The 22,266-nt window shown below is 62.8% G+C and carries 19 protein-coding genes; 13 read left to right on the forward strand and 6 right to left on the reverse strand.

The window, feature by feature from the left end; translation table 11 throughout:
- The first annotated feature begins 32 nt into the window (after positions 1-32).
- The gene (locus AC3ISR_RS11585; protein ID WP_263864826.1) at positions 33-158 is read left to right on the forward strand and encodes a hypothetical protein; all 126 of its coding nucleotides are present in this window, start codon (positions 33-35) and stop codon (positions 156-158) included.
- A 128-nt stretch (positions 159-286) separates the two neighbouring features.
- Here the strand turns inward: AC3ISR_RS11585 and AC3ISR_RS11590 are convergent, their stop codons facing one another.
- Positions 287-2,137 (reverse strand): sigma-54-dependent Fis family transcriptional regulator, encoded by a 1,851-nt coding sequence (locus AC3ISR_RS11590; protein ID WP_192299758.1) that lies wholly within the window; start codon positions 2,135-2,137, stop codon positions 287-289.
- Positions 2,138-2,436: 299 nt separating this feature from the next.
- On the opposite strand from AC3ISR_RS11590, the gene AC3ISR_RS11595 reads away from it, so the two are divergent.
- From AC3ISR_RS11595 to AC3ISR_RS11605, 3 genes are read left to right on the forward strand one after another with little or no spacing between them, the layout of a single operon-like run.
- The gene (locus AC3ISR_RS11595; protein ID WP_463983994.1) at positions 2,437-3,414 is read left to right on the forward strand and encodes a thiamine pyrophosphate-dependent dehydrogenase E1 component subunit alpha; all 978 of its coding nucleotides are present in this window, start codon (positions 2,437-2,439) and stop codon (positions 3,412-3,414) included.
- Between the two features lie 26 nt (positions 3,415-3,440).
- Positions 3,441-4,460, forward strand: coding sequence for an alpha-ketoacid dehydrogenase subunit beta (locus AC3ISR_RS11600; protein ID WP_192299756.1), 1,020 nt, complete (start codon positions 3,441-3,443; stop codon positions 4,458-4,460).
- Positions 4,457-5,560 carry an acetoin dehydrogenase dihydrolipoyllysine-residue acetyltransferase subunit gene (locus tag AC3ISR_RS11605; RefSeq protein WP_463983993.1) on the forward strand — a complete coding sequence of 368 codons (1,104 nt, stop codon included), beginning with the start codon at positions 4,457-4,459 and terminating at the stop codon, positions 5,558-5,560. Before AC3ISR_RS11600 ends, AC3ISR_RS11605 begins: the two co-directional genes overlap by 4 nt.
- A 71-nt stretch (positions 5,561-5,631) precedes the next feature.
- Here the strand turns inward: AC3ISR_RS11605 and AC3ISR_RS11610 are convergent, their stop codons facing one another.
- Positions 5,632-6,519 carry a helix-turn-helix domain-containing protein gene (locus tag AC3ISR_RS11610; RefSeq protein WP_192299754.1) on the reverse strand — a complete coding sequence of 296 codons (888 nt, stop codon included), beginning with the start codon at positions 6,517-6,519 and terminating at the stop codon, positions 5,632-5,634.
- Positions 6,520-6,658: 139 nt separating this feature from the next.
- Between AC3ISR_RS11610 and AC3ISR_RS11615 the strand changes: the two genes are divergently transcribed.
- Genes AC3ISR_RS11615 through AC3ISR_RS11630 form a run of 4 tightly spaced genes read left to right on the forward strand, consistent with a single transcriptional unit; the run spans position 6,659 to position 10,876 of the window.
- On the forward strand, positions 6,659-8,017 hold the full coding sequence (locus AC3ISR_RS11615) for a glutamine synthetase family protein (protein WP_192299753.1): 1,359 nt from the start codon (positions 6,659-6,661) through the stop codon (positions 8,015-8,017).
- Between the two features lie 24 nt (positions 8,018-8,041).
- Positions 8,042-9,130 (forward strand): polyamine ABC transporter substrate-binding protein, encoded by a 1,089-nt coding sequence (locus AC3ISR_RS11620; protein ID WP_192299752.1) that lies wholly within the window; start codon positions 8,042-8,044, stop codon positions 9,128-9,130.
- Complete coding sequence (locus AC3ISR_RS11625; RefSeq protein WP_192299751.1) at positions 9,127-10,410, forward strand: NAD(P)/FAD-dependent oxidoreductase; 1,284 nt, start codon at positions 9,127-9,129, stop codon at positions 10,408-10,410. The genes AC3ISR_RS11620 and AC3ISR_RS11625 overlap by 4 nt, the downstream gene beginning before the upstream one ends.
- Before the next feature lie 55 nt (positions 10,411-10,465).
- Entirely contained in the window at positions 10,466-10,876 is a 411-nt protein-coding gene (locus tag AC3ISR_RS11630) for an SRPBCC family protein (protein ID WP_463983992.1), read from the forward strand.
- Positions 10,877-11,012: 136 nt separating this feature from the next.
- Here AC3ISR_RS11630 and AC3ISR_RS11635 read toward each other — a convergent pair whose 3' ends face one another.
- Together AC3ISR_RS11635 and AC3ISR_RS11640 are read right to left on the reverse strand one after the other, a co-directional pair.
- Positions 11,013-12,404: a sensor histidine kinase gene (locus tag AC3ISR_RS11635; protein WP_192299749.1), complete on the reverse strand. Its 1,392-nt coding sequence runs from the start codon at positions 12,402-12,404 to the stop codon at positions 11,013-11,015.
- Complete coding sequence (locus AC3ISR_RS11640) at positions 12,382-13,065, reverse strand: response regulator transcription factor (RefSeq protein WP_010564812.1); 684 nt, start codon at positions 13,063-13,065, stop codon at positions 12,382-12,384. The genes AC3ISR_RS11635 and AC3ISR_RS11640 overlap by 23 nt, the downstream gene beginning before the upstream one ends.
- A gap of 413 nt (positions 13,066-13,478) precedes the next feature.
- Between AC3ISR_RS11640 and AC3ISR_RS11645 the strand changes: the two genes are divergently transcribed.
- Positions 13,479-14,366, forward strand: a complete 888-nt coding sequence (locus AC3ISR_RS11645) for a hypothetical protein (RefSeq protein ID WP_192299748.1) — start codon at positions 13,479-13,481, stop codon at positions 14,364-14,366.
- A gap of 158 nt (positions 14,367-14,524) precedes the next feature.
- Here the strand turns inward: AC3ISR_RS11645 and AC3ISR_RS11650 are convergent, their stop codons facing one another.
- On the reverse strand, positions 14,525-15,751 hold the full coding sequence (locus AC3ISR_RS11650; protein ID WP_463983991.1) for a multidrug effflux MFS transporter: 1,227 nt from the start codon (positions 15,749-15,751) through the stop codon (positions 14,525-14,527).
- Between the two features lie 92 nt (positions 15,752-15,843).
- Between AC3ISR_RS11650 and pdxR the strand changes: the two genes are divergently transcribed.
- Positions 15,844-17,262, forward strand: coding sequence for a MocR-like pyridoxine biosynthesis transcription factor PdxR (gene pdxR, locus AC3ISR_RS11655; protein ID WP_463983990.1), 1,419 nt, complete (start codon positions 15,844-15,846; stop codon positions 17,260-17,262).
- A gap of 36 nt (positions 17,263-17,298) precedes the next feature.
- Here pdxR and AC3ISR_RS11660 read toward each other — a convergent pair whose 3' ends face one another.
- Positions 17,299-18,195, reverse strand: a complete 897-nt coding sequence (locus AC3ISR_RS11660) for a MurR/RpiR family transcriptional regulator (protein ID WP_192299745.1) — start codon at positions 18,193-18,195, stop codon at positions 17,299-17,301.
- A 284-nt stretch (positions 18,196-18,479) separates the two neighbouring features.
- On the opposite strand from AC3ISR_RS11660, the gene AC3ISR_RS11665 reads away from it, so the two are divergent.
- From AC3ISR_RS11665 to iolB, 3 genes are all read left to right on the forward strand, one after another.
- Positions 18,480-20,417 carry a bifunctional 5-dehydro-2-deoxygluconokinase/5-dehydro-2-deoxyphosphogluconate aldolase gene (locus tag AC3ISR_RS11665; protein WP_463983989.1) on the forward strand — a complete coding sequence of 646 codons (1,938 nt, stop codon included), beginning with the start codon at positions 18,480-18,482 and terminating at the stop codon, positions 20,415-20,417.
- Positions 20,418-20,586: 169 nt separating this feature from the next.
- Positions 20,587-21,480 (forward strand): myo-inosose-2 dehydratase, encoded by an 894-nt coding sequence (gene iolE / locus AC3ISR_RS11670; RefSeq protein ID WP_463983988.1) that lies wholly within the window; start codon positions 20,587-20,589, stop codon positions 21,478-21,480.
- Complete coding sequence (gene iolB, locus AC3ISR_RS11675; RefSeq protein WP_192299742.1) at positions 21,477-22,265, forward strand: 5-deoxy-glucuronate isomerase; 789 nt, start codon at positions 21,477-21,479, stop codon at positions 22,263-22,265. Before iolE ends, iolB begins: the two co-directional genes overlap by 4 nt.
- Position 22,266 lies beyond the last annotated feature (1 nt).

Below are 22,266 nucleotides of genomic sequence, written 5' to 3' on the forward strand. Positions count from 1 at the left end.
TGATCCCGTTGTGTCAGGTGGTTTTGTTGGGCATGTCGATACCCAGTCGGTTGACGTGGCGATACGGGGTTGCCCTGGAAATCTGCCTGGCCGGGCCGGATGCGGATTACATGACCGGCCAGGCGCCGCTGATCGACGGCGGCCTGGTCTACCGCTGAACCTCTAGGTGGGCTAGGTCTAATGTGGGAGCTGGCTTGCCTGCGAAAGCGGTGGGTCAGCTCGCCCATTTGGCACTGATACACCGCTTTCGCAGGCAAGCCAGCTCCCACATTTTGATCCCGTTGTGTCAGGTGGTTTTGTTGGGCATGTCGATACCCAGCTGGTTGACTCGGCGATACAGGGTTGCCCTGGAGATCCCCAGCGCTTGCGCCGTCGGCAGCGGCTTCCAGCGATGGCGGATCAACGCATCGAGCACCAGCTGGCGCTGCGGGCTGACGCTTTCTTCAACCCCCACCGCCGCCTGTTCCCCACGCACTTCCACTGGCAGGTCCGTCACTTGCAGCGTGTCGCCGTCACACACCGCGCAGGCATACGCCAACACGTGCCGCAGTTGCCGCACATTGCCCGGCCAGGCGTAGCCCAGCAGCAACTCCAGCGCGGTGCTGGCGATACCCACAGGGTGTGCTTGCTGCTCCAGCAACCGATTGATCAACGCCAGCTTGTCGGTACGCTCACGCAAGGGCGGCAGGCAGAAACGCGCGCAGCCGAGGCGAAAGTACAGGTCTTCACGAAAGCGCCCCTCACTCACCAACCCCGCCAGGTCGCGGTGGCTGGCGCAGATCACCTGAATGTCCACCGCGCGGGTTTTCGCCGCGCCCAGTGGGGCCACTTCGCCTTCGGCCATCACCCGCAGCAGGCGCGTTTGCAGCGCCAGGGGCATGTCGCCGATTTCATCGAGGAACAAGGTGCCGCCGTCGGCCTGCACCAACAGCCCCGGCATGCCCTTGCTGGATGCGCCGGTGAAGGCCCCGGCGACGTAGCCGAACAGCTCGCTTTCAATCAGGTTCTCGGGAATCGCCGCGCAGTTCACCGCCACGAACGGCCCGTGACGCCGGGCGCTGCGTTCATGCAACTGGCGGGCGAACACCTCTTTGCCGGCGCCGGTTTCGCCTTGCACCAGCACCGGCAGGTTGCGGTCCTTGACCCGTACGGCCAGGCGCAGGTGTTCTTCCACGCGCGCATCCACCTGCGGGGCAACCGCTGCCCGGGTCGGTTTGCGCCGCGGCGCGTTGATGCGAACGTGCAGCGCGCCCCGTTCCCCCAGCAGCTGCAGTTGTTGGGTTGATTGCTCGCTGACGGCGCGCAATGCATCCAGGTCAAACACCTCGCCGATATGTTCCGGCACCTGGCCAAAGCGTCGCCGCAACGCCTGGCGCGCCTTGCTGTTCAAGGCGTGCAGGCGCCCGTCGCGGTCCCAGGCCAGCAACAGGTCGGGCTGGCTGTCCACATACCCCGGCGTGCTGTGGGCTTGCAGCACCCAATGCTCGCGGGCGCTGTGCATGAAGAAGGCGTTTTCGATGGCCTCGGCACTTTGCGCCACCAACTGCCGCACCAGGTGCTGGCTGCGCCGGTCATCGGGGGATTTCAGCGCCGAGGCGTCCATGACCCCGAGCAGGTTGCCCTGGGGGTCGAAGATTGGCGCGGCGGAGCAAGTCAGGCCGATGAAGGCCGCGCGGAAGTGATCGCGCTTGTGCACCGTCACCGCCGCCTTGCTGGTCAGCACCGTGGCCACGCCGCAGGTGCCTTCTTCGGCTTCCGACCAGCAGGTGCCCAGATACAGGCCGGCCTTGCGGCAGTCGGTGCGGATCGAAGTGTCCACGCGGTGGTCGATGGTCTGGCCCTGGGCGTCGGTGAGCATCACGCAATAATCGGCCTGGCGCACACGGTGGTGCAGTTGGCCGACGGCTTCAGCGGCGATGCGCATGAACAGTTCGGCGCGCTCGCGGCATTCCTTGAGCAAGGGTTCACTGAGGATGCGTGGCCCCTGCAAGGAACCGGGGTCGAGGTGATGTTGTTCCATGGAGCGCCGCCACGAATCGAAGATCAGCGACGGCACCGGCGCCTGGGGCAGGCGGTCGGCATTGCGGACCACGCGACTGACGCAGTCGACGTGTTCCCTGGAGTTCGCGGCGAGCATAAGGCCTCCGGTTCTCGATCTTTGTTGTTATGCCCGCCATTAAGCGCGCATGCGTCGGGTCGGACAAGCGCGGCCTGACCAACAGCCCGGGATGAGACGCGGCGTCTCAGCAGGCCTGAGACGCGAGCTGCGCGGTGCAATCTGCCGTCTCATTCTGCGGTGGCTTGCCGCACCGTCACAACTGCTCTGGATCAAGGCTTTGCCAGGTTTTTTCGCGCCTTGGCACAGGCTGTGCTGAAGGCCCTGTAGCTGAATACCCTCAGCCTTTTGTGTGTCGAGACAACCTGGAGAACAACAAGATGTCCACTCACCTGTCCACCGATCAATTGCTGCATGCCTACACCGTGATGCGCACCATCCGTGATTTCGAAGAGCGCTTGCACGTGGAATTCGCCACCGGCGAGATCCCCGGTTTCGTGCACCTGTACGCCGGCCAGGAGGCCAGTGCCGCCGGGGTCATGGCCCACCTCAACGATGAAGATTGCATCGCCTCCAACCACCGTGGTCACGGTCACTGCATCGCCAAGGGCGTGGACGTGTTCGGCATGATGGCCGAGATCTACGGCAAGAAAACCGGCGTGTGCGGCGGCAAGGGCGGCTCCATGCACATTGCCGACCAGGAGAAGGGCATGCTCGGCGCCAACGGCATCGTCGGCGCGGGTGCGCCGCTGGCGGCCGGTGCCGCGCTGGCGTCCAAGCTCAAGGGTAGCCAGGGCGTGGCGGTGGCCTTTTTTGGCGACGGCGGCTCCAACGAGGGCGCGGTGTTCGAAGCGATGAACCTGGCTGCGATCATGAAGTTGCCATGCCTGTTCGTTGCCGAAAACAACGGTTATGCCGAGGCTACCGGCTCTGGTTGGTCGGTGGCGTGCAAGGACATCGCCGAGCGTGCCGTGGGCTTTGGCATGCCGGGGGTGATTGTCGATGGCAATGATTTTTTCGCCGTGCACGCCGCCCTCGGCGTTGCCGTCGAACGTGCGCGCAAGGGCGAGGGGCCAACGTTGGTGGAAGTGAAACTGAGCCGCTTCTACGGCCACTTCGAAGGCGATGCGCAAACCTATCGCGGCCCCGATGAAGTGAAGAACCTGCGCGACACCGCCGACTGCCTGGCGCTGTTCCGCCAACGCTGCACCGCCGAGGGCTGGCTGGACGCAGCGCAATTTGAGCGCATCGACAGCGAAGTCGCGCAACTGATCGAAGACGCCGTGCGTCGCGCCAAGTCCGATCCCAAGCCCCAGGCCGCCGACCTGCTCAGTGATGTCTACGTCGCCTACCGCTAATAACAATAATCCGTGGAGAGAATCTTATGGCTCGCAAAATCAGCTACCAGCAGGCAATCAACGAAGCCCTGGCCCAGGAAATGCGCCGTGACAACAGCGTGTTCATCATCGGCCAGGACGTTTCCGGTGGCACCGGATCGCCCGGCGAACAAGACGCCTGGGGCGGTGTGCTCGGCGTGACCAAGGGCCTGTACCCGGAATTTCCCGAGCGCGTGCTGGACGCGCCGCTGTCTGAGGTCGGCTACGTTGGCATGGCGGTCGGCGCCGCCACCCGAGGCATGCGCCCGGTGTGCGAATTGATGTTCGTTGACTTTATCGGCTGCTGCCTCGACCAACTGCTCAACCAGGCGGCCAAATTCCGCTACATGTTCGGCGGCAAGACCACCACGCCGCTGGTGATCCGCGCTATGTACGGCGCCGGCCTGCGCGCGGCGGCCCAGCATTCGCAGATGCTCACCTCGATGTGGACGCACATCCCTGGCCTGAAGGTGGTGTGCCCGGCCACGCCGTATGACGCCAAGGGCATGTTGATCCAGGCGATCCGCGACAACGACCCGGTGATCTTCCTTGAGCACAAGATGCTCTACAGCCTGCAAGGTGAAGTCCCGGAAGAGCTCTACACCGTGCCCTTCGGCGAAGCCAACTTTGTACGCGAGGGCAAGGATGTCACCCTGGTGACCTACGGGCGCATGCTGCATGTTGCCCTGGAAGCCGCGACCAACCTGGCGCGCCAGGGCATCGACTGCGAAGTGCTGGACCTGCGCACCACCAGCCCGTTGGACGAAGACAGCATCCTCGAAAGCGTGGAAAAAACCGGGCGACTGGTGGTGATCGATGAGTCCAACCCACGCTGTTCCGTTGCCACCGACATCAGCGCGTTGGTGGCGCAGCGCGCGTTTTCTTCCCTGCGTGCGCCGATTGAAATGGTCACCGCGCCGCACACGCCGGTGCCGTTCTCCGATGCGCTGGAAGACCTGTACATCCCCAACGCCGCGAAGATCGAAGCCGCCGTGCTGAAGATCGCCGACAAGAGGAATGCCGCATGATCCATACCTTGACCATGCCCAAGTGGGGGCTGTCGATGACCGAGGGGCGTATCGACGTCTGGCTCAAGCAACCCGGCGACCGGGTAGAGAAGGGCGAGGAAGTGCTCGATGTGGAGACCGACAAGATTTCCAGCAGCGTCGAGGCGCCGTTCAGTGGCGTGTTGCGCCGGGTCCTGGCGCTGAGCGACGAGACCTTGCCGGTGGGCGCGTTGCTGGGGATTGTGGTGGACGGTGACGCCAGTGAAGCGGACATCGACGCAGTGATCGACAGCTTCAATGCCGGGTTTGTGTCCAATGCGGCCGAGGCCGAAGCGTCGGGGCCGAGTGCGCAGAAGGTCGAGATCGGCGGGCGCCTGCTGCGTTATCTCGACCTGGGCGAGGGCGGCACGCCGCTGGTGCTGGTGCACGGTTTTGGCGGCGACCTGAACAACTGGCTGTTCAACCAACCGGCGTTGGCCGCCGAGCGCCGGGTAATTGCCCTCGACTTGCCGGGGCATGGCGAGTCAGGCAAGCAACTGCAGCGTGGTGATGCCGCGGAGTTGAGCCAGGCCGTATTGGCCTTGCTCGATCACCTTAACCTTGATCGGGTGCACCTGGCCGGCCACTCCATGGGCGGGCTGGTTTCGCTGACGGTTGCCGACCAGGCGCCCGCGCGCGTGGCTTCGCTGACGCTGATCGCCAGCGCCGGCCTGGGCGCGGACATCAACGCGGATTACCTGCAAGGCTTTGCCGAAGCGAACAATCGCAATGCCCTCAAGCCGCAACTGACTCAACTGTTCAGCGATCCGGCACTGGTGACGCGGCAGATGCTGGAGGACATGCTCAAGTTCAAGCGCCTGGAGGGTGTGGATCAAGCGTTGCGCCAACTCAACAGCGCGCTGTTTGACGGCGGGCAGCAGAAGGTGGACTTGCGCCATGTGGTGGGTCGCCAGCCGAGCCTGGTGATCTGGGGCAGTGACGATGCCATCATCCCGGTGCGGCATGCACAGGGGCTGGAGGCCCAGGTGGAGATCTTGCCGGGGCAGGCGCACATGGTGCAGTTGGAGGCGGCAGAGCAGGTCAACCAACGCATGGCAACCTTCCTCAAATCCCAAGCCTGATCGGGCTCTAACTGTGGGAATTGGCGTGTGGGGGAGCAGGCAAGCCAGCTCCCACAGTTTTTGACTGCATTTCAACTTTGGCGCTTCAGGGTTTCACTGGGCAGCTCTTTGAACAGCGCGCGATAACTGTTCGAAAACCGCCCCAAATGCCAGAACGACCAGTTCATCGCCACCTCGGCCACGGTGGTGTCGGCGCCGCTCAACAACTCCCGCCGCGCCCCATTCAACCTGCGCAACCGCAACCACTGCGCCGGGCTCATCCCTGTGTAGGTCTTGAATCCTTGCTGCAATTGACGCAACGGCACGCCGGCAATCTGCGCAAGCTCCAGCAGGTTGACGGTTGCATCCGGTGCGTCCGCCGCCCATTCGCCGATGCGGGCCATCACGCGGCGCTCTTCACTGCGCCGTTGCAATGAACTGCGGTCCAGGCACACGCAGGCGTTGTCGAGGATGAACAGGCAGTCGTCGAGCAGTTGCCGGGTGAGGGGCAGTGGGTCGATCTGCGTGGGCAGGCGCGTCAACGTGCCACTGAGCCAGCGGGCAAACAACCCGTTCTGCTGGCCACTGAGCGGCGCCATGAACAGGCCTTCCAACTTCGCCACATCCAGGCCATGGCGTTGCACAAACTGCGGGCCGAACACTACTGCTACCTCGCGGTAGTTTTCCGGGGTGATCCAGGTGTTGCGGCTTTCGCCATTGAGCAGGTACAGCGCGTTGTCGCTGCCATCGAAACAGAACGCCAGCGAGCCAGGCGGCGCGTTGAAATGCTGCTCGACACGGGTGTTCATGCACTCTTCGTACACCTGCACACCATCCAGATCGAGGTAGCGGACCTGCCCGGAGAAATGCCCCGGGGACATCTGCTGATAGTGCTGCACCCAACCGGGTGTCGCACTGCATTGGGCGACCACATCAGCGGTGGTGAAGGCCTGTACGCGAGCGGCGGTTGCCTGGGTCATGGGAGATCCGTACGCACTCTATTGGTGCGTTGTGGTTCGTGCAAAGTGGATAGATGCGTTTCGAAGGCCGGCCCAAGATAGACCTCAATGCGCCGCCGACACAAGCCGGCGCATGCCCCCCACCCATGCCGAGGTCTTTATGAACGCCCCCTTCGATCAGCTGTCCGCCTGGCTGAAAGAACACAAGATTACCGAAGTCGAATGCGTGATCAGTGACTTGACTGGTATCGCACGCGGCAAGATTGCGCCCACCAACAAGTTCCTGCATGAGCGCGGCATGCGCCTGCCGGAAAGTGTGCTGCTGCAAACGGTAACCGGGGATTTTGTCGACGACGACATCTACTACGACCTGCTCGACCCTGCCGACATCGACATGGTCTGCCGCCCGGTGGCCAACGCCACCTACGTGGTGCCCTGGGCCATCGAGCCCACCGCCATCGTGATCCACGACACCTTCGACAAGCAGGGCAACCCTATCGAACTGTCGCCACGCAACGTGCTCAAGAAGGTCTTGCGGCTGTACACCGAGCAGGGCTGGCAGCCGATTGTCGCGCCGGAAATGGAGTTCTACCTGACCCAGCGCTGCGAAGACCCCGACCTGCCGCTGAAAACCCCGGTGGGCCGTTCCGGGCGTGCCGAAACCGGGCGTCAGTCGTTTTCCATCGACGCCGCCAACGAATTCGACCCGCTGTTCGAAGATGTCTACGACTGGTGCGAAGCCCAGGGCCTGGACCTCGATACGCTGATCCACGAAGACGGCCCGGCGCAGATGGAAATCAACTTCCGCCACGGCGACGCCCTTGACCTCGCCGACCAGATCACCGTGTTCAAGCGCACCCTGCGTGAGGCCGCACTCAAGCACAACGTGGCCGCGACCTTCATGGCCAAGCCGGTGGCCGACGAGCCGGGCAGCGCCATGCACCTGCACCAGAGCGTGGTGGACATCGCCACCGGCACACCGGTGTTTGTCGACGCCGACGGCAAGATGAGCCCACTGTTCCTTCACCATATCGGCGGCCTGCAAAGGTACATCCCCATGCTGCTGCCGATGTTCGCGCCCAACGTCAACTCGTTCCGCCGCTTCCTGCCGGACACATCGGCACCGGTCAACGTCGAGTGGGGCGAAGAAAACCGCACCGTCGGCCTGCGCGTGCCCACCTCCAGCCCGGACGCGATGCGCGTGGAAAACCGCCTGCCCGGCGCCGATGCCAATCCGTACCTGGCAATTGCCGCCAGTCTGCTGTGTGGCTACCTGGGGATGATTGAGCGGCTCGAACCGAGCGCGCCCGTGGAAGGCCGTGCCTATGAGCGGCGCAACCTGCGCCTGCCGATCACCATCGAAGACGCCCTGGCACGCATGGAGGAATGCGCCACGGTCAGGCAGTACCTGGGCGACAAATTTGTGCGTGGCTACGTCGCGGTCAAGCGCGCCGAGCATGAGAATTTCAAGCGGGTGATCAGTTCCTGGGAGCGAGAGTTCCTGTTGTTGAGCGTCTAAAAATCCATCAAAAGGGGTGTTGATATGCGTCTTGCGAACAAGCTTCTTCCGCTGGCCTTGGTGGCCGCCTTCTGCAGCACCAGCCAGGCGGCGCCGACGGTCAGTATCTACAACTGGACTGACTACATCGGTGAGACCTCCTTGGCGGATTTTCAGGCCAAGACCGGGATCAAGCCGATCTACGACGTGTTCGACTCCAACGAAACCCTGGAGGGCAAGCTGCTCGCCGGGCGTACCGGGTATGACGTGGTAGTGCCGTCCAACCACTTCCTGGCGCGCCAGGTCAAGGCCGGTGCGTTCCTCAAGCTGGACCGCGCGCAACTGCCCAACTTCAAGAACCTCGACCCCAAATTGCTCGCGCTGCTGGAGAAGAACGACCCGGGCAACGCCCACTCCGTGCCTTATTTGTGGGGCACCAATGGCATCGGCTACAACGTCGACAAGGTCAAGCAGGTGCTGGGCATCGACCATATCGACTCGTGGGCGGTGCTGTTCGAGCCGGAAAACCTCAAGAAGCTCAATCAGTGCGGCGTGGCCTTTCTCGATTCGGCGGATGAGCTGTTCCCGGCGATCCTCAATTACATGGGCAAGGACCCGCGCAGCGAAAACGCCGCGGATTACCAGCAGGCCGAGGCCAAGCTGCTGACGCTGCGGCCGTATATCACCTATTTCCATTCGTCCAAGTACATCTCGGACCTGGCCAACGGCGACATCTGCGTGGCGTTCGGTTATTCCGGCGACGTGTTCCAGGCCGCCAACCGCGCCAAGGAAGCCAAGAACGGGGTGAACATCGCCTATTCGATTCCCAAGGAAGGCTCCAACCTGTGGTTCGACCTGCTGGCGATCCCCGCCGATGCGAGCAACCCCAAAGAAGCCCACGCCTTCATCAACTACCTGCTCGACCCCGAAGTGATCGCCAAGGTCAGCGCCTCGGTGGGCTACGCCAACGCCAACCCGGCGGCCAAGGCCTTTATGGACCCTGAGCTGGTGAACAACCCTGAGGTGTACCCGTCCCAGGCGGTGCTCGACAAACTTTACATTTCCACCACGCCGACCCCGACGACCATGCGCCTGATGACCCGCGCCTGGAGCAAAGTGAAGACCAACAAATGAGTCACGCCCGCTCGTATTACCAGGCAAGTGCCCATGCCATGCCCGAGCGTGGGCGGTTGGACGCCGACCTGAGTGCCGACGTGTGTGTGATCGGCGGCGGTTTCACCGGGGTGAACACCGCCATCGAACTGGCCCAGCGCGGGCTCTCGGTGATTCTGCTGGAGGCCCGGCGCATTGGCTGGGGCGCCAGCGGGCGTAATGGTGGGCAGTTGATTCGCGGCATCGGCCACGATGTGTCGGGGTTCGCCAAGCATGTGGGCGAGGAGGGCGTGCGTTACCTGGAGCGCGCCGGGATCGAGTCGGTGGCGCTGGTGGGCGAGCGCATCCGCGCGCATGGTATCGACTGCGACCTGCGCTGGGGCTTTTGTGAGCTGGCGAATACGCCGGCGCAATTCGCTGCGTTCAAGGGTGAGCAGGAGCATTTGGCGGCGATGGGATATGCCCATGAAACCCGCCTCGTCGGCGCGAAGGATATGCCGCAGATCGTGGGTTCGACCATGTATGCCGGTGGCCTGGTGGACATGGGCTCCGGGCATCTGCATCCGCTGAACCTGGTGTTGGGCGAGGCGCAGGTGGCCGAGTCCCTCGGGGTACGGATTTTCGAGCACACCGAAGTGCTGGAACTGATCCATGGCGACACCGTGCAAGTGCGTTGCGCCAGCGCCACGGTACGCGCCACCCGCCTGGTATTGGCCTGCAACGCGCACCTCGACGAGCTGGAGCCACGCCTGAGCGGCAAGGTGCTGCCGGCGGGCAGCTACATCATCGCCACCGAGCAGTTGTCGCAAGCATTGGCGAATGAACTGATCCCGCAAAACCTTGCGCTGTGCGACCAGAAGGTCGGCCTGGATTACTACCGTCTGTCCGCCGACCGGCGCCTGTTGTTTGGCGGCGCTTGCCACTATTCCGGCCGCGATCCGGCTGACATCGCCGCGTATATGCAGCCGAAAATGCTCAAGGTGTTCCCGCAGCTGGCAGGCACGACCATCGAGTTTCAGTGGGGCGGCAAGATCGGCATCACCGCCAACCGTTTCCCCCAGGTTGGGCGCCTGCAGCAGTACCCCAATGTGTTTTACGCCCAGGGTTATTCGGGGCACGGGTTGAACGTGACCCACTGGTGCGCGCGCCTGCTCGCCGAAGGCATCCACGCCGGGCACAGCCAGGGCCTAGACGTTTTCAGCCGGGTGCCGCACATGACGTTTCCCGGCGGCAAGGTGTTGCGTTCGCCGCTGTTGGCATTGGGCATGTTGTGGTATCGCTTGCGGGAGTTGATGCATTGAAGCGCTTGGCGTGGCAGGCTGGGCGAGGTTTTCCTATGACTTTTGGAGATTTGACGTGCCAACAGCATCCGCAGTAATTGAAATCCCGGTATCCGCTGACAAGGTCTGGGCATTGGTCGGTGGCTTCAACGATCTGCCCAAATGGCTGCCGCTGATCGTCAAGAGTGAGCCGAGTGAAGGCGGGCGTCTGCGTCACCTGACGACCGCCGACGGTGGTGTGATCGTGGAGCGTATGCAGACGTTTGACAACGTGGCGCGCACCTACAGCTACACCATTGAACAGTCGCCGTTTCCGGTGAGTGCGTATCTGGCGACGTTGCAGGTTGAAGCATTGACTGACGCGTCGGCCAAAGTCACCTGGTCGGGTGTGTTCACGCCGGTGGACGGTGTGACGGATGCGGCGGTGGAAGAGCTGTTTGCCGGTGTCTACAAGGGTGGGGTTGAGGCGCTGCGGGCGAACTTCTGACCTGATCTGGCTGGCGCTGCAAGTCCAATGTGGGAGCGGGCTTGCCCGCGATAGCGGTGGTTCAGTGAATATATCTTTGACTGACACACCGCTATCGCGGGCAAGCCCGCTCCCACAGGGTTTTGTGGTGCCTGGGTTACTCGGGCATCAGTTGCTGCCGGCACTCCAGCACCAACCGCGCACCACCGCTCGCGCTGCTGCCCACTTCCAGCTTGAACCCGTGCAGGTTGATGATCGCCGCGACAATCGACAAGCCCAAGCCAAACCCGCCTTGCTGGTCGTTTTCATCCACGCGATAGAAGCGCTGGAACACCGCGTTGCGTTCGGCAATCGGGATGCCGGGCCCGGAGTCGTGCACTTCGATGCGGGTGCTGCCGGCGTCGTTCAGCGCGCGCAGGATCACTTCGCCGCCTGGCGGGGAGAACTTGATCGAGTTGCTCAGCAGGTTGGCCAGGGCTTCGAACAACAGGGCGCGGTCGCCGGTGATCCACGGCAGCGACTCCGGCGTATCGAGCACCAGTTGCAGCTCGCCTTCTTCGGCCAGCGGCAGGTAGAAGTCATGCAGTTCGCGCAGCAGCGGCAGCGGGTCCATCACCAGGAAGCCCGAGCGGCGCTGGTGGTCTTCCAGCTCCGAGATGCGCAGCAAACCGCGAAAGCGCGCCATCAGGGTGTCGGTTTCCGTGATCGCATCGTCCAGTTTTACCGCGTAGTTGGAGTCCTGTTCCGCCTCTTGGCGGATGCGATAGAGCTGCGCGCGCAGGCGGGTCAGCGGGGTGCGCAGATCGTGGGCGATGTTGTCGCACACGCCCTTGACCTCGTTCATCAGCTTCTCGATGCGGTCGAGCATGGCGTTGACGATGGCGGCGAGCATGTCCAGTTCGTCACGCCGATTCGACAGCGGCAGGCGGTGGGTCAGGTCGCCGGCGACGATGGCCTCGGCGCTGGCCTGAATGCCGCGAATGCGCCGCAACGGGCGACGGCGCAACAGGTGCCAGCCGGCGGCGCCGGGGATGATGGTCAACGACAGTGCCCATAGCAGCGCATGCCAGATGATCCGGGTCACGCCAAACAGCGAACCGTTGGCGCGCACCAGCACCAGCCAGCGGCCGTCGTCGGTGTGGGTGGCGACGGCGTCGCAGCTGTCCTTGGGCAACTTGGGGTCGTTGGAGTCGACGCAGTTGGCCAGGGTGTGGATCTTGCCGTCCAGCGGCAGGTCGGGCGGCACGGCGCGGATCGGGCCGCTGAGCGGGTTGAATTGCTCGTCGAACAGGCCGTAGGCGTCCACGCCCTTCATGTCGAAGGTCATGCTGGTGGTCAGCGCTTCCACCAGTTCCTCACCGTCGAAGCGCTGGAACAGGTGCTGGCGTTGCATCAGCGAGTGGCGCGACAAGTCGCTCAGGTAACCGGACACTTCGTAATACAGCACCCCCATGAGGATGCAACTCCAGGCCACGAACAGTGAGCTGTAAAGCGCCAGCAAGCGGCTGCTGGACGAGCGCCAGCCCTTAGAGGGGTTCAGCAATGACATAACCGGAACCTCGTACCGTGCGGATCAGCGGCGTGAGGCCCGGTGGATCGATCTTCTTGCGCAGACGGCCGATGTGCACGTCGATCAGGTTGGTGCCGGGGTCGAAGTGATAGCCCCAGACTTCCTCGAAAATCATCATCCGCGAGAGGATCTGCCCGGTATTGCGCATCAGGAATTCGAGCAACTTGTATTCGGTGGGCAGCAGGCTCAACGGCTGGTCGGCGCGGCTGGCTTCGCGGCTGATCAGGTTCAGCTCCAGGTCGGCCACGCGCAGGGCGGTTTCGAATTCCTTGACCGTGCTCTTGCGTCGCAGCAGCACTTCGACGCGGGCGGCCATTTCATCGGAGGCGAAAGGTTTGGTCAGGTAGTCATCACCGCCGGCGCGCAAGCCGCGCACGCGCTCGTCGACGTCGGAGAGGGCGCTGATCATCAGGATCGGCGTCGACACCCCGATGGTGCGCAGGGTGGTGACGATGGCCAGGCCATCGAGCTCCGGGAGCATACGGTCGAGGGTGATCAGGTCGTAATCGCCGCTCACGGCGCGGACCAGGCCTTCGCGGCCGTTATCTACCCAATCTACGTCCAGTCCATGGCTACTCAGCTCGGCAACGATCTCGCGGGCTGTTACGGCGTCATCCTCGATGGTCAAAATGCGGGTCATAGGATTACCTGGTGAGCGATTCACACTAGAAGTGCGGACATTTTGCCAAGAAATGCCTGAACGCTTCCTAAATTAAACTTCATGTTGGCGCAACCAACAGATTTTTCACTGGCTGGCGCTGGTCAATGTGGGAGCGGGCTTGCTCGCGATAGCGGTCTGCCAGCCAACACACTTGTTACAGATAGACCGCATTCGCGAGCAAGCCCGCTCCCACACTGACCGAGTTCGGCTGGAGGTTGCATAACGCCTGCCCGGAGGAGGCTGTTCTTGCAAGTTGCATGGTCCTAGGAAGTTCAAGTTATCTAACGTTTTGATATTTATGGATATTTAATTTTGTTGCGACTGGCACGGCGTCTGCACTTGTCCTTTCTGAGACATGTAACACCATTTTTCCTGCCGGGAGCAAAACAACAATGATCACATCCTCATCCACGCTACAAGAAGCGTCGAGCGCGCAGTCCGGGGTTTCCTGGGCCGCGATCTTTGCCGGGGCCGCCGCTGCGGCGGCGTTTTCCCTGATCCTGGTACTGCTGGGCTTCGGCCTGGGCTTTTCGGCGGTATCGCCGTGGGCCGACAGCGGTATCAGCGCCAAGGGCCTGGGCATTTCCACGATTGTCTGGCTGGCGTTCACCCAGATCGTCGCGTCGGGCCTGGGCGGTTACATTGCCGGCCGATTGCGGGTGAAGTGGGCCAATGTGCATGGCGATGAGGTGTATTTCCGCGACACTGCCCATGGCTTCCTGGCCTGGGCCGTGGCCACGTTGGTGACGGCGGTGCTGGTCGTCGGCTCGGTCAGCAGTGTGGTCGGTGGCGGCGTGAAAGCCTCGGCCAGCGTGGCGTCGGGTGCGGCCCAGGCCATTGGCACTGCGGCCAAGGGTGAAGACTTCGGCTACTACGTCGACAGCCTGTTCCGCGACAACCGCCCGGTTGCCGTCAGCGATGACGCGGCCCACGGCGTGGTGGCGCGCATCTTCGCCCGCACTCTGAGCAACGACGGCCAGCTCGCCGCCGAAGACCGTGCCTACCTGGCCCAGTTGATCAGCCAGCGCACCAACCTCAGCCAGGCCGACGCCGAGGCGCGCATCGACAAGGTCTATGGCGATGCCCGTAAAGCCGTCGAGGATGCCAAGCTCAAAGCCAAGCAGGCCGCTGATACTGCCGCCAAAGTCGCTGCCTACACGTCGCTGTGGACCTTCATTGCCCTGCTGATCGGTGCATTCTTTGCCAGCTTCGCTGCCACCTACGGCGGTCGCCGTCGCGATGCAGTGGTGTATGTCGAAACTGAACACTTTGTCCGTTAATTCAAGGAGAACATCATGCGCTCGATACTGCTTTTTTTCCTCGGTGTGCCTATCCCGGTCATCATCCTGATCGCTATCTTCATGCATTAAACCTGAGCCTTGCTCGGCTCAAAATGTGAGAGCGGGCTTGCTCGCGATGGCGGTCTGTCAATGACTCATCAGTTGACTGGCACACCACCATCGCGGGCAAGCCCGCTCCCACATTGGGTTTTGCGTAGTGTCAGCCAACTGATGACCAGCAATGCGCTCGCCAGCGACGTCATCACCACCAACGGCCCAGAGGTGCCGTCGGACAACAACCCTGTCGCCCAACTGCTGACTGCCGTCAATAACATCTGGGTAAAAAAGAACAATCCCGACGCCGTCCCCGCTATCGCGCCGTAGGGCTGCAACACCGCCAGCTGACAGGCCGGAATCACCATTCCCACCGACACCATGATCACCACCATCGGCAATACAATCGCCAGCCACTCGCCCGGCAACGCGGTGGTCGTCGCCGCGAGCGTCAGGCTGCCGAGCACGTTCAATGCGATGGCGGCTGTGATCAATTGATCCGGCTCGAACCGCAGCACCAGGCGCCGGAACAGATGTGCGCCGAGCATGTAGCCGCTGATAGTCGCTGCAAAGACCCCTGCATACGCCGTGGCAGAGAGCTGAAAACTGCGCTGCAACAACGCCGATGACTCGCTGATAAATGGGAAGTACGTGCTGTACACGCAGCCGATGGCCAGGGAGTAGCGCAGGAAATAGCGCTCACCCAGCAACTGGCCGTAGATTCGCAACAGGTTGCTCGGCGGCGCCGCGGCAACTTCCGGCGGACGGGTCTCCGGCAGGCGGCGATACACCACCAGGCACAGCGCCACGCCAATCACTGCGAGCAACACAAACAGCCCACGCCAGTTGATCAGCGGCAACATCAGGCTGCCCAGGACCGGTGCCGCCATTGGTGACACGGCCATGGCCATGGAAATCAGGCCGAGCAGGCGTGCCTGTTCGTGGCGGTCGAAGTAGTCGCGCACGATCACCCGGCCGATCACCGTGGTGCAGCAACCGCCCAGGGCCTGGAACAGGCGGGCGATGATCAGCACGCTGAGGCTGTCAGCCAGGGCGCAGGCCGCCGTGGCGATGACATACAGCAACAGTCCGGCGAGCAATATCGGACGGCGGCCGAAACGGTCGGTGAGCGGGCCGGCGACCAGCAGCGAGATTGCCGAACCCAGGGTGTACAGCGTGAGGGTCAGTTGCAGCTGGCTGTCGCTGCTGTGGAAGTAGTCGGCCATGCCGGGCAAGGCGGGCAGGTGCAGGTCCAGGGTGATGCGCGGCAAGGCGATCAGGACGGTCAGCAGCACCAGCCAAAAACCTGTGGAAAGGGCGCGTTGGGTCATAGGAGATTTCTTCGCTGTAGGTAGGATTCGGACTCTATTGCCTTTGTGGTTTAATTCGCAGGGCCACTTGACCATGGATTGACTGGACCACTATGAGCCGAGGAAAAGCTGGATCCGCCCTGGATTTGCCGCGCCCCGACAGCCTGGATACAGGCAAGCAGCAGGGCGCCTACGACGCCCTGCGCGGGGCTATCCTGAATCGACAGTTGCCGGCCGGCAGTCGCTTGCCGTCCACCCGCAGCCTGGCCGAGCGCTGGCTGGTGTCCCGGGGCACCCTGGAGGCAGCGTTTGATCGGTTACACAGCGAAGGCTATGTGCAGCGGGTGGCAGGTTCCGGAACGCGGGTGTGTGCGGTGATTCCGGAACAGTTCATTGCGGCGCCGGCAAATGCCGCGCCGCGTCGCGAGGCCGTGCCCGATCAGCCGGCCACAGGTGTGCAGAGCCACATCCCCTTTGTCGCCCGACGCCCGGATGCCAGCCTGTTTGATCTGAAAACTTGGGCCCGCTGTATTTCCCGAGGCTTGCTGGCGGTGGGGCCGGGCGTGCTCGAAGCCTCTCATCCCGCGGGCCTGCCTGAACTGCGTGCGCAGATCGCCGACTACCTGCGCAGCTATCGCGGCATGAGGTGCGAGGCGGATGAAGTGCTTGTCACCACGGGCATCCGCCATGCCCTTGATCTGATCGCGCGAACCGTGCTCAAGCCAGGCGACATTGCTTGCGTCGAAGACCCCGGTTATCTGCCGGCGCGACGCTTGTTCAGCCTAGCGGGGGCGCAGGTCCAGAGTATTGCCGTCACCGGCGAAGGCCTCGACACCGAACAACTACCGCCGACGGCGCGCCTGGCTTACGTTACGCCTGCCCATCAGGCGCCGCTGGGCATGACCCTGTCAGTTTCGCGGCGCCTGGCACTGTTGGACTGGGCCAGCCGTGCCGACGCCTGGGTGGTTGAAGATGACTACGACAGCGAATACAACTACAACGCCGCGCCACTGGCCGCGCTCAAGTCCCTGGATTCGAACGACCGCGTGATCTATTGCGGCAGCTTCAACAAGAACCTGTTCCCCGGCCTGCGTGTGGGGTTCATGGTGGTGCCCAAGGCATTGCGTCGCTCATTGCTGCGCACGCTGCAACTCACCGGGCATTCGGTGGGTGTTACGGATCAACTGGGCTTGCAGGTGTTTCTGCGCAGCGGCGGGTTTGTGCGGCATTTGCGCGCTTCACGTCAGGCGTATCAGGCACGGCGCGATGGGTTGCTTGCGTGCCTGCCGGACAGTTCCACGGTCAGCGGCCAGCAGGCCGGGTTGCATTTTGTGTTGTGGTTGCCGCCGGGCGTCGAGGAAGCCGATTTTTGCCAACGGGCCGCCGCCGTCGGGTTGACGTTGCAGCCGCTGGGCAAGTTCTGCGCCCAGGTGCGCCTGCCATCGGCGGTGATCATCGGCTACACCGCGTTGACCCTGGCGCAGATCCGCTTTCACGGACGTGCACTTGCGCAATTGTTAACGGCCGCTTGACCCGTACAACACGACAATCAGGTGTTGTACCGGGTATCAGTCGTCAAACCCAACCTGCTCGTGGATCTCATCCACCTTGAGTTCCAGGCGATACGCCACGGCAATAAACAGCGCCTGGCACAGGCATAACGTCGCGCTCAACGAACGAAACGCAAACGACGATCCTTCATTGACCAACAGCACCGCGTTCGCCCGCTTGGCCAGGGGCGACAGGTTGCTGTCGGTGATGATCAACGTCTTGGCCTGATGGTGCTGGGCGATGCGCAGGCAGTGCTGGGTCTCTTTGCCGTAGGGCGTAAAGCTGATGGCGATCACCAGGTCGTTGGCGCGCACGCTGCGCATCTGCTCGCGGTAGCTGCCGCCCAGGCCCGAGATCAGGTGGATGCGCTTGTTGGTGTGCTGCAGGTTGTAGACCAGATAGTCGGCCACCGCGAACGAGCGGCGCACGCCGACCACGTAGATGTTGTCGGCATTCACCACCAGGTCCACGGCTTTTTCGAAGGCCGCATCGTCCAGTTCCAGCCCCAGGCGCTCGATGCCGGACAAGGTCGCGTTGACGCACTCGCGCGCCAGGTCGCCGCCGCTGGCCTTCTGGGATTTGTTGGCGATCATGCTGCGGATGCGCTGCTGGTAGTTCTGCACCGGCGTGGTCTTGTGGGTGTAGGCCTCGCGGAACAACGCCTGCATCTCACTGAACCCACTGAAGCCGAAGCGCTGGGAGAAACGCACGATGGCCGAAGGGTGCACTTCACATTCGCGGGCGATGTCGCTGATGCGGTCGACCATGATGCGGTCGCTCTGTTGGCTCATGTAGCTGGCGATGCGCTTGAGCTGGCGCGGCAGGCTTTCGTATTCGTCGGTGATCAGCTGCAACAGGCGCTCGGCATTGATCGGAGGGCTGGCGAGAGCGTCTTGTGAAGGGGTCTCGGGCATGGGCAATCCTTCTGTCTTGTTCGTCTGTTGCGCTGATGGGTGGCGCAAGTCTACAGGGTAGGCGCAAAAAAATACCCCGGCATCACGGCCCGCGTGGCCTGCTGAAACGATGCACGGTGGCTGGCGTGCCCCTATGCTGACGTATTGGAAAAAATATTCCACTAAAAATAATTCTAGAATAAATATTGATTGCTGCCGGCGGACGTTCTAGTCTGCTCCCACCAAGAGCGTTTGCCGTCGCCACGGCGGCACAACGCAGGCTGATAAAAATAACAGGAGCCAGCATGGGCCAGACTCGTTTTGCCAGTGGGCGTCAATTGGATCTGATTTGCCTCGGGCGCCTGGGCGTCGACCTCTATGCGCAGCAAGTGGGTGCGCGGCTTGAGGACGTGTCCAGCTTCGCCAAGTACCTCGGCGGTTCCTCCGCCAATATCGCGTTCGGCACCGCACGGCTTGGGCTCAAGTCAGCGATGTTGAGCCGGGTCGGGGACGACCATATGGGTCGCTTCCTCGTGGAGTCCCTGGCCCGTGAAGGTTGCGATGTCAGCGGCATCAAGGTCGACCCGGAACGTCTCACCGCGCTGGTGTTGCTCGGGCTCAAGGATCGCGAGACCTTCCCCCTGGTGTTCTACCGCGAAAACTGCGCCGACATGGCCCTGCGCGCCGAAGACATCAACGAAGCCTTTATCGCCTCCAGCAAAGCCTTGCTGATCACCGGCACGCATTTCTCCACCGACAGTGTGTACAAGGCCAGCATCCAGGCCCTGGATTACGCGGCCAAGCATAACGTCAAGCGTGTGCTCGACATCGACTACCGCCCGGTGCTGTGGGGCCTGGCGGGCAAGGCCGATGGCGAGACGCGGTTTGTTGCCGACCAGAATGTCAGCGCCCATGTGCAGAAAATCCTGCCGCGGTTCGACCTGATCGTCGGCACTGAAGAAGAATTCCTGATCGCCGGCGGCAGTGAAGATTTGCTCACCGCGCTGCGCCGAGTGCGTGAACTGACCCCGGCGACCCTGGTGGTCAAGCTTGGCCCGCAGGGCTGCACGGTGATCCACGGAGCGATCCCTGCGCGCCTGGAAGACGGTGCGATCTACCCCGGCGTGCGCGTTGAAGTGCTCAATGTCCTCGGCGCCGGCGATGCGTTCATGTCGGGCTTTCTCAGCGGCTGGATCAATGACGCCAGCGACGAACGTTGCAGCCAGTTGGCCAACGCCTGCGGCGGCCTTGTGGTGTCGCGCCACGCCTGCGCCCCGGCCATGCCGACTCCGGCCGAACTCGAGTACCTGTTCAACAGCCCGGTGCCGATTACCCGTCCCGACCAGGACGAAACCCTGCAACGCCTGCACCGCGTCACGGTGCCGCGCAAGGCCTGGAAGCAGTTGTTCATCTTTGCTTTCGATCACCGCTGGCAATTGGTCGACCTGGCGCAACGCGGCGGCCAGGACACCACGCGCATCAGTGCGATCAAGCAACTGTTTATCCAGGCCATCGAACGCGTGGAGCGCAAGCTCGCCGAGCAGGGTGTCGACGCCGATGTGGGCCTGTTGGCAGACCAACGCTTCGGCCAGGATGCGCTCAACGCCGCCAGCGGTCGCGGCTGGTGGATCGCACGCCCGGTGGAAGTGCAGAACTCGCGGCCCCTGGCGCTGGAACACGGCCGTTCGCTCGGCAGCAACCTGATCGCCTGGCCCCAGGAACAAATCATCAAGTGCCTGGTGCAATACCACCCGGACGACGAACCGTTGCTGCGCCTGGAGCAGGAAGCGCAACTCAAGGCGGTGTACGACGCGTCCGTGGTCAGCGGCCATGAGCTGTTGCTGGAAGTCATCCCGCCCAAGGATCACCCGTCCACTTACCCGGATGTGCTGTATCGCAGCCTCAAGCGCCTGTACAACCTGGGCATCTACCCGGCGTGGTGGAAGATCGAGGCGCAATCGGCCGAGGACTGGAAACAGCTCGACGAACTGATCCAGGAACGCGACCCGTATTGCCGTGGGGTGGTGTTGCTGGGGCTGAATGCGTCGGCCGAATGCCTCGCCGATGGCTTCCGGCAGGCCAGCCAGAGCAGCACCTGCCGTGGTTTCGCCGTGGGTCGCACGATCTTCCAGGAGCCGAGCCGCGCGTGGCTGGCCGGGGATATTGATGATGAGACATTGATTCAGCGCGTCCAGGCGACGTTCGAACAGCTCATTAACGCCTGGCGCAGTGCCCGAACCTAAACCCAGTTTCAAATGTGGAATGCAATCAAATGTGGGAGCGGGCTTGCTCGCGAAAGCGGTGTATCAGTCACAGCATCTTTATCTGACACACCGCATTCGCGAGCAAGCCCGCTCCCACATAAAGCAAATCTCACCCGGCTTAAGTTAGATAAAAACAAAAGGTGCAGCCATGCCCGCAATCCGAATTGGCATCAACCCGATTTCCTGGAGCAACGACGACCTGCCGGCCCTCGGCGGTGAAACGCCCCTGAGCACCGCGCTGAGCGAAGGCAAGGAAATCGGCTACGAAGGTTTTGAACTCAACGGCAAATTCCCCAAGGACGCCAAGGGCGTCGGCGATGTGCTGCGCCCGTATGACCTGGCGCTGGTCTCCGGCTGGTACTCCAGCCGCCTGGCGCGGCGCTCGGTGGCAGAAGAAATCGAGGCCATCGCCGGGCACGTCGAGTTGCTCAAACAAAACGGCGCCACGGTGCTGGTGTACGGCGAAGTCGCCGATTCGATCCAGGGGTCACGTATCCGCTTGATCGAACGCCCGCGGTTCCACAGTGAACAAGCCTGGCAGGACTACGCCGACAAGCTCACTGAGCTGGCGCGTTTTACCCTGTCCCAGGGCGTGCGCCTGGCGTACCACCACCATATGGGGGCTTACGTTGAATCCCCGGAAGACATCGACCAGCTGATGCAACGCACCGGCCCGGAAGTCGGCCTGCTGTTCGATTCGGGCCATTGCTACATGGGGGGCGGCGAGCCGCTGGAAGTCCTGAAAAAACACATCGACCGTGTTTGTCACGTGCACTTCAAGGACGTGCGCAAGCCGGTGGTGCAGCTGGCGCGCAACCAGATGTGGAGCTTCCCGGATTGCATCGTCAACGGCACCTTTACCGTGCCCGGCGATGGCGACATTGAGTTTGGCGAGCTGCTCGACGTGCTGCTGGCCGCCCGCTACGCAGGTTGGCTGGTGGTCGAAGCCGAGCAGGACCCGGCCGTCGCGCCCAGCTATACCTACGCGAAAAAGGGCTACGACACCCTGCGTGCGCTGCTCACCGAGAGGACAAAAGCATGAGCCTGTTGGTCAAGAGCCACAAACGCGGGCAAACCATGGTCGCCCTCGAAGACGGACGCCTGGAGTACGTGGGTTTCAAAGCCTACCGCTTGAGCCTGGGCGAAACCCTGCCGGTCAGTGCCGGGGACAAGGAGCTGTGCCTGGTGCTGCTCAGCGGCCGGGTGAATATCCAGGGCGAGGGCTTCAACTGGCAGAACCTCGGTGATCGCCAGTCGGTGTTTGAAGACAAATCGCCGTTCGCCGCCTACTTGCCACCCGGCACCGTGGCCCAGGTCACCGCGTTGAGCGATGTGCAGATTGCCGTGTGCGCCGCCCCCGGTGCCGAAGGTTACGAACCGCGCCTGATCCGCCCCGAACAGTGCAAGCGCAGTGTGCGTGGCAAGGGCGCCAACACCCGCTACGTGTGCGACATCCTGCCGGACAGCGAGCCGGCCCATTCGCTGCTGGTGGTGGAGGTGCGTACGCCGTCCGGGCATTCGTCGAGCTACCCGCCGCACAAGCACGACACCGACGACTTGCCGCACCAGAGCTTTCTGGAAGAGACCTATTACCACCAGATCAACCCGCCCCAGGGCTTTGTGTTCCAGCGCGTGTACACCGACGACCGCAGCATCGACCAGGCCATGGCCGTGGAAAACAGCGACCTGGTGGTGGTGCCCAAGGGGTATCACCCGGTCAGCGTGCCGTACGGCTACGAGTCCTATTACCTGAACGTGATGGCCGGCCCCAAGCGCGCCTGGCATTTCCACAACGACCCGCAGCACAGCTGGCTACTGGACCTTTAAG

It is taken from the genome of Pseudomonas sp. GL_117, assembly GCF_057835125.1.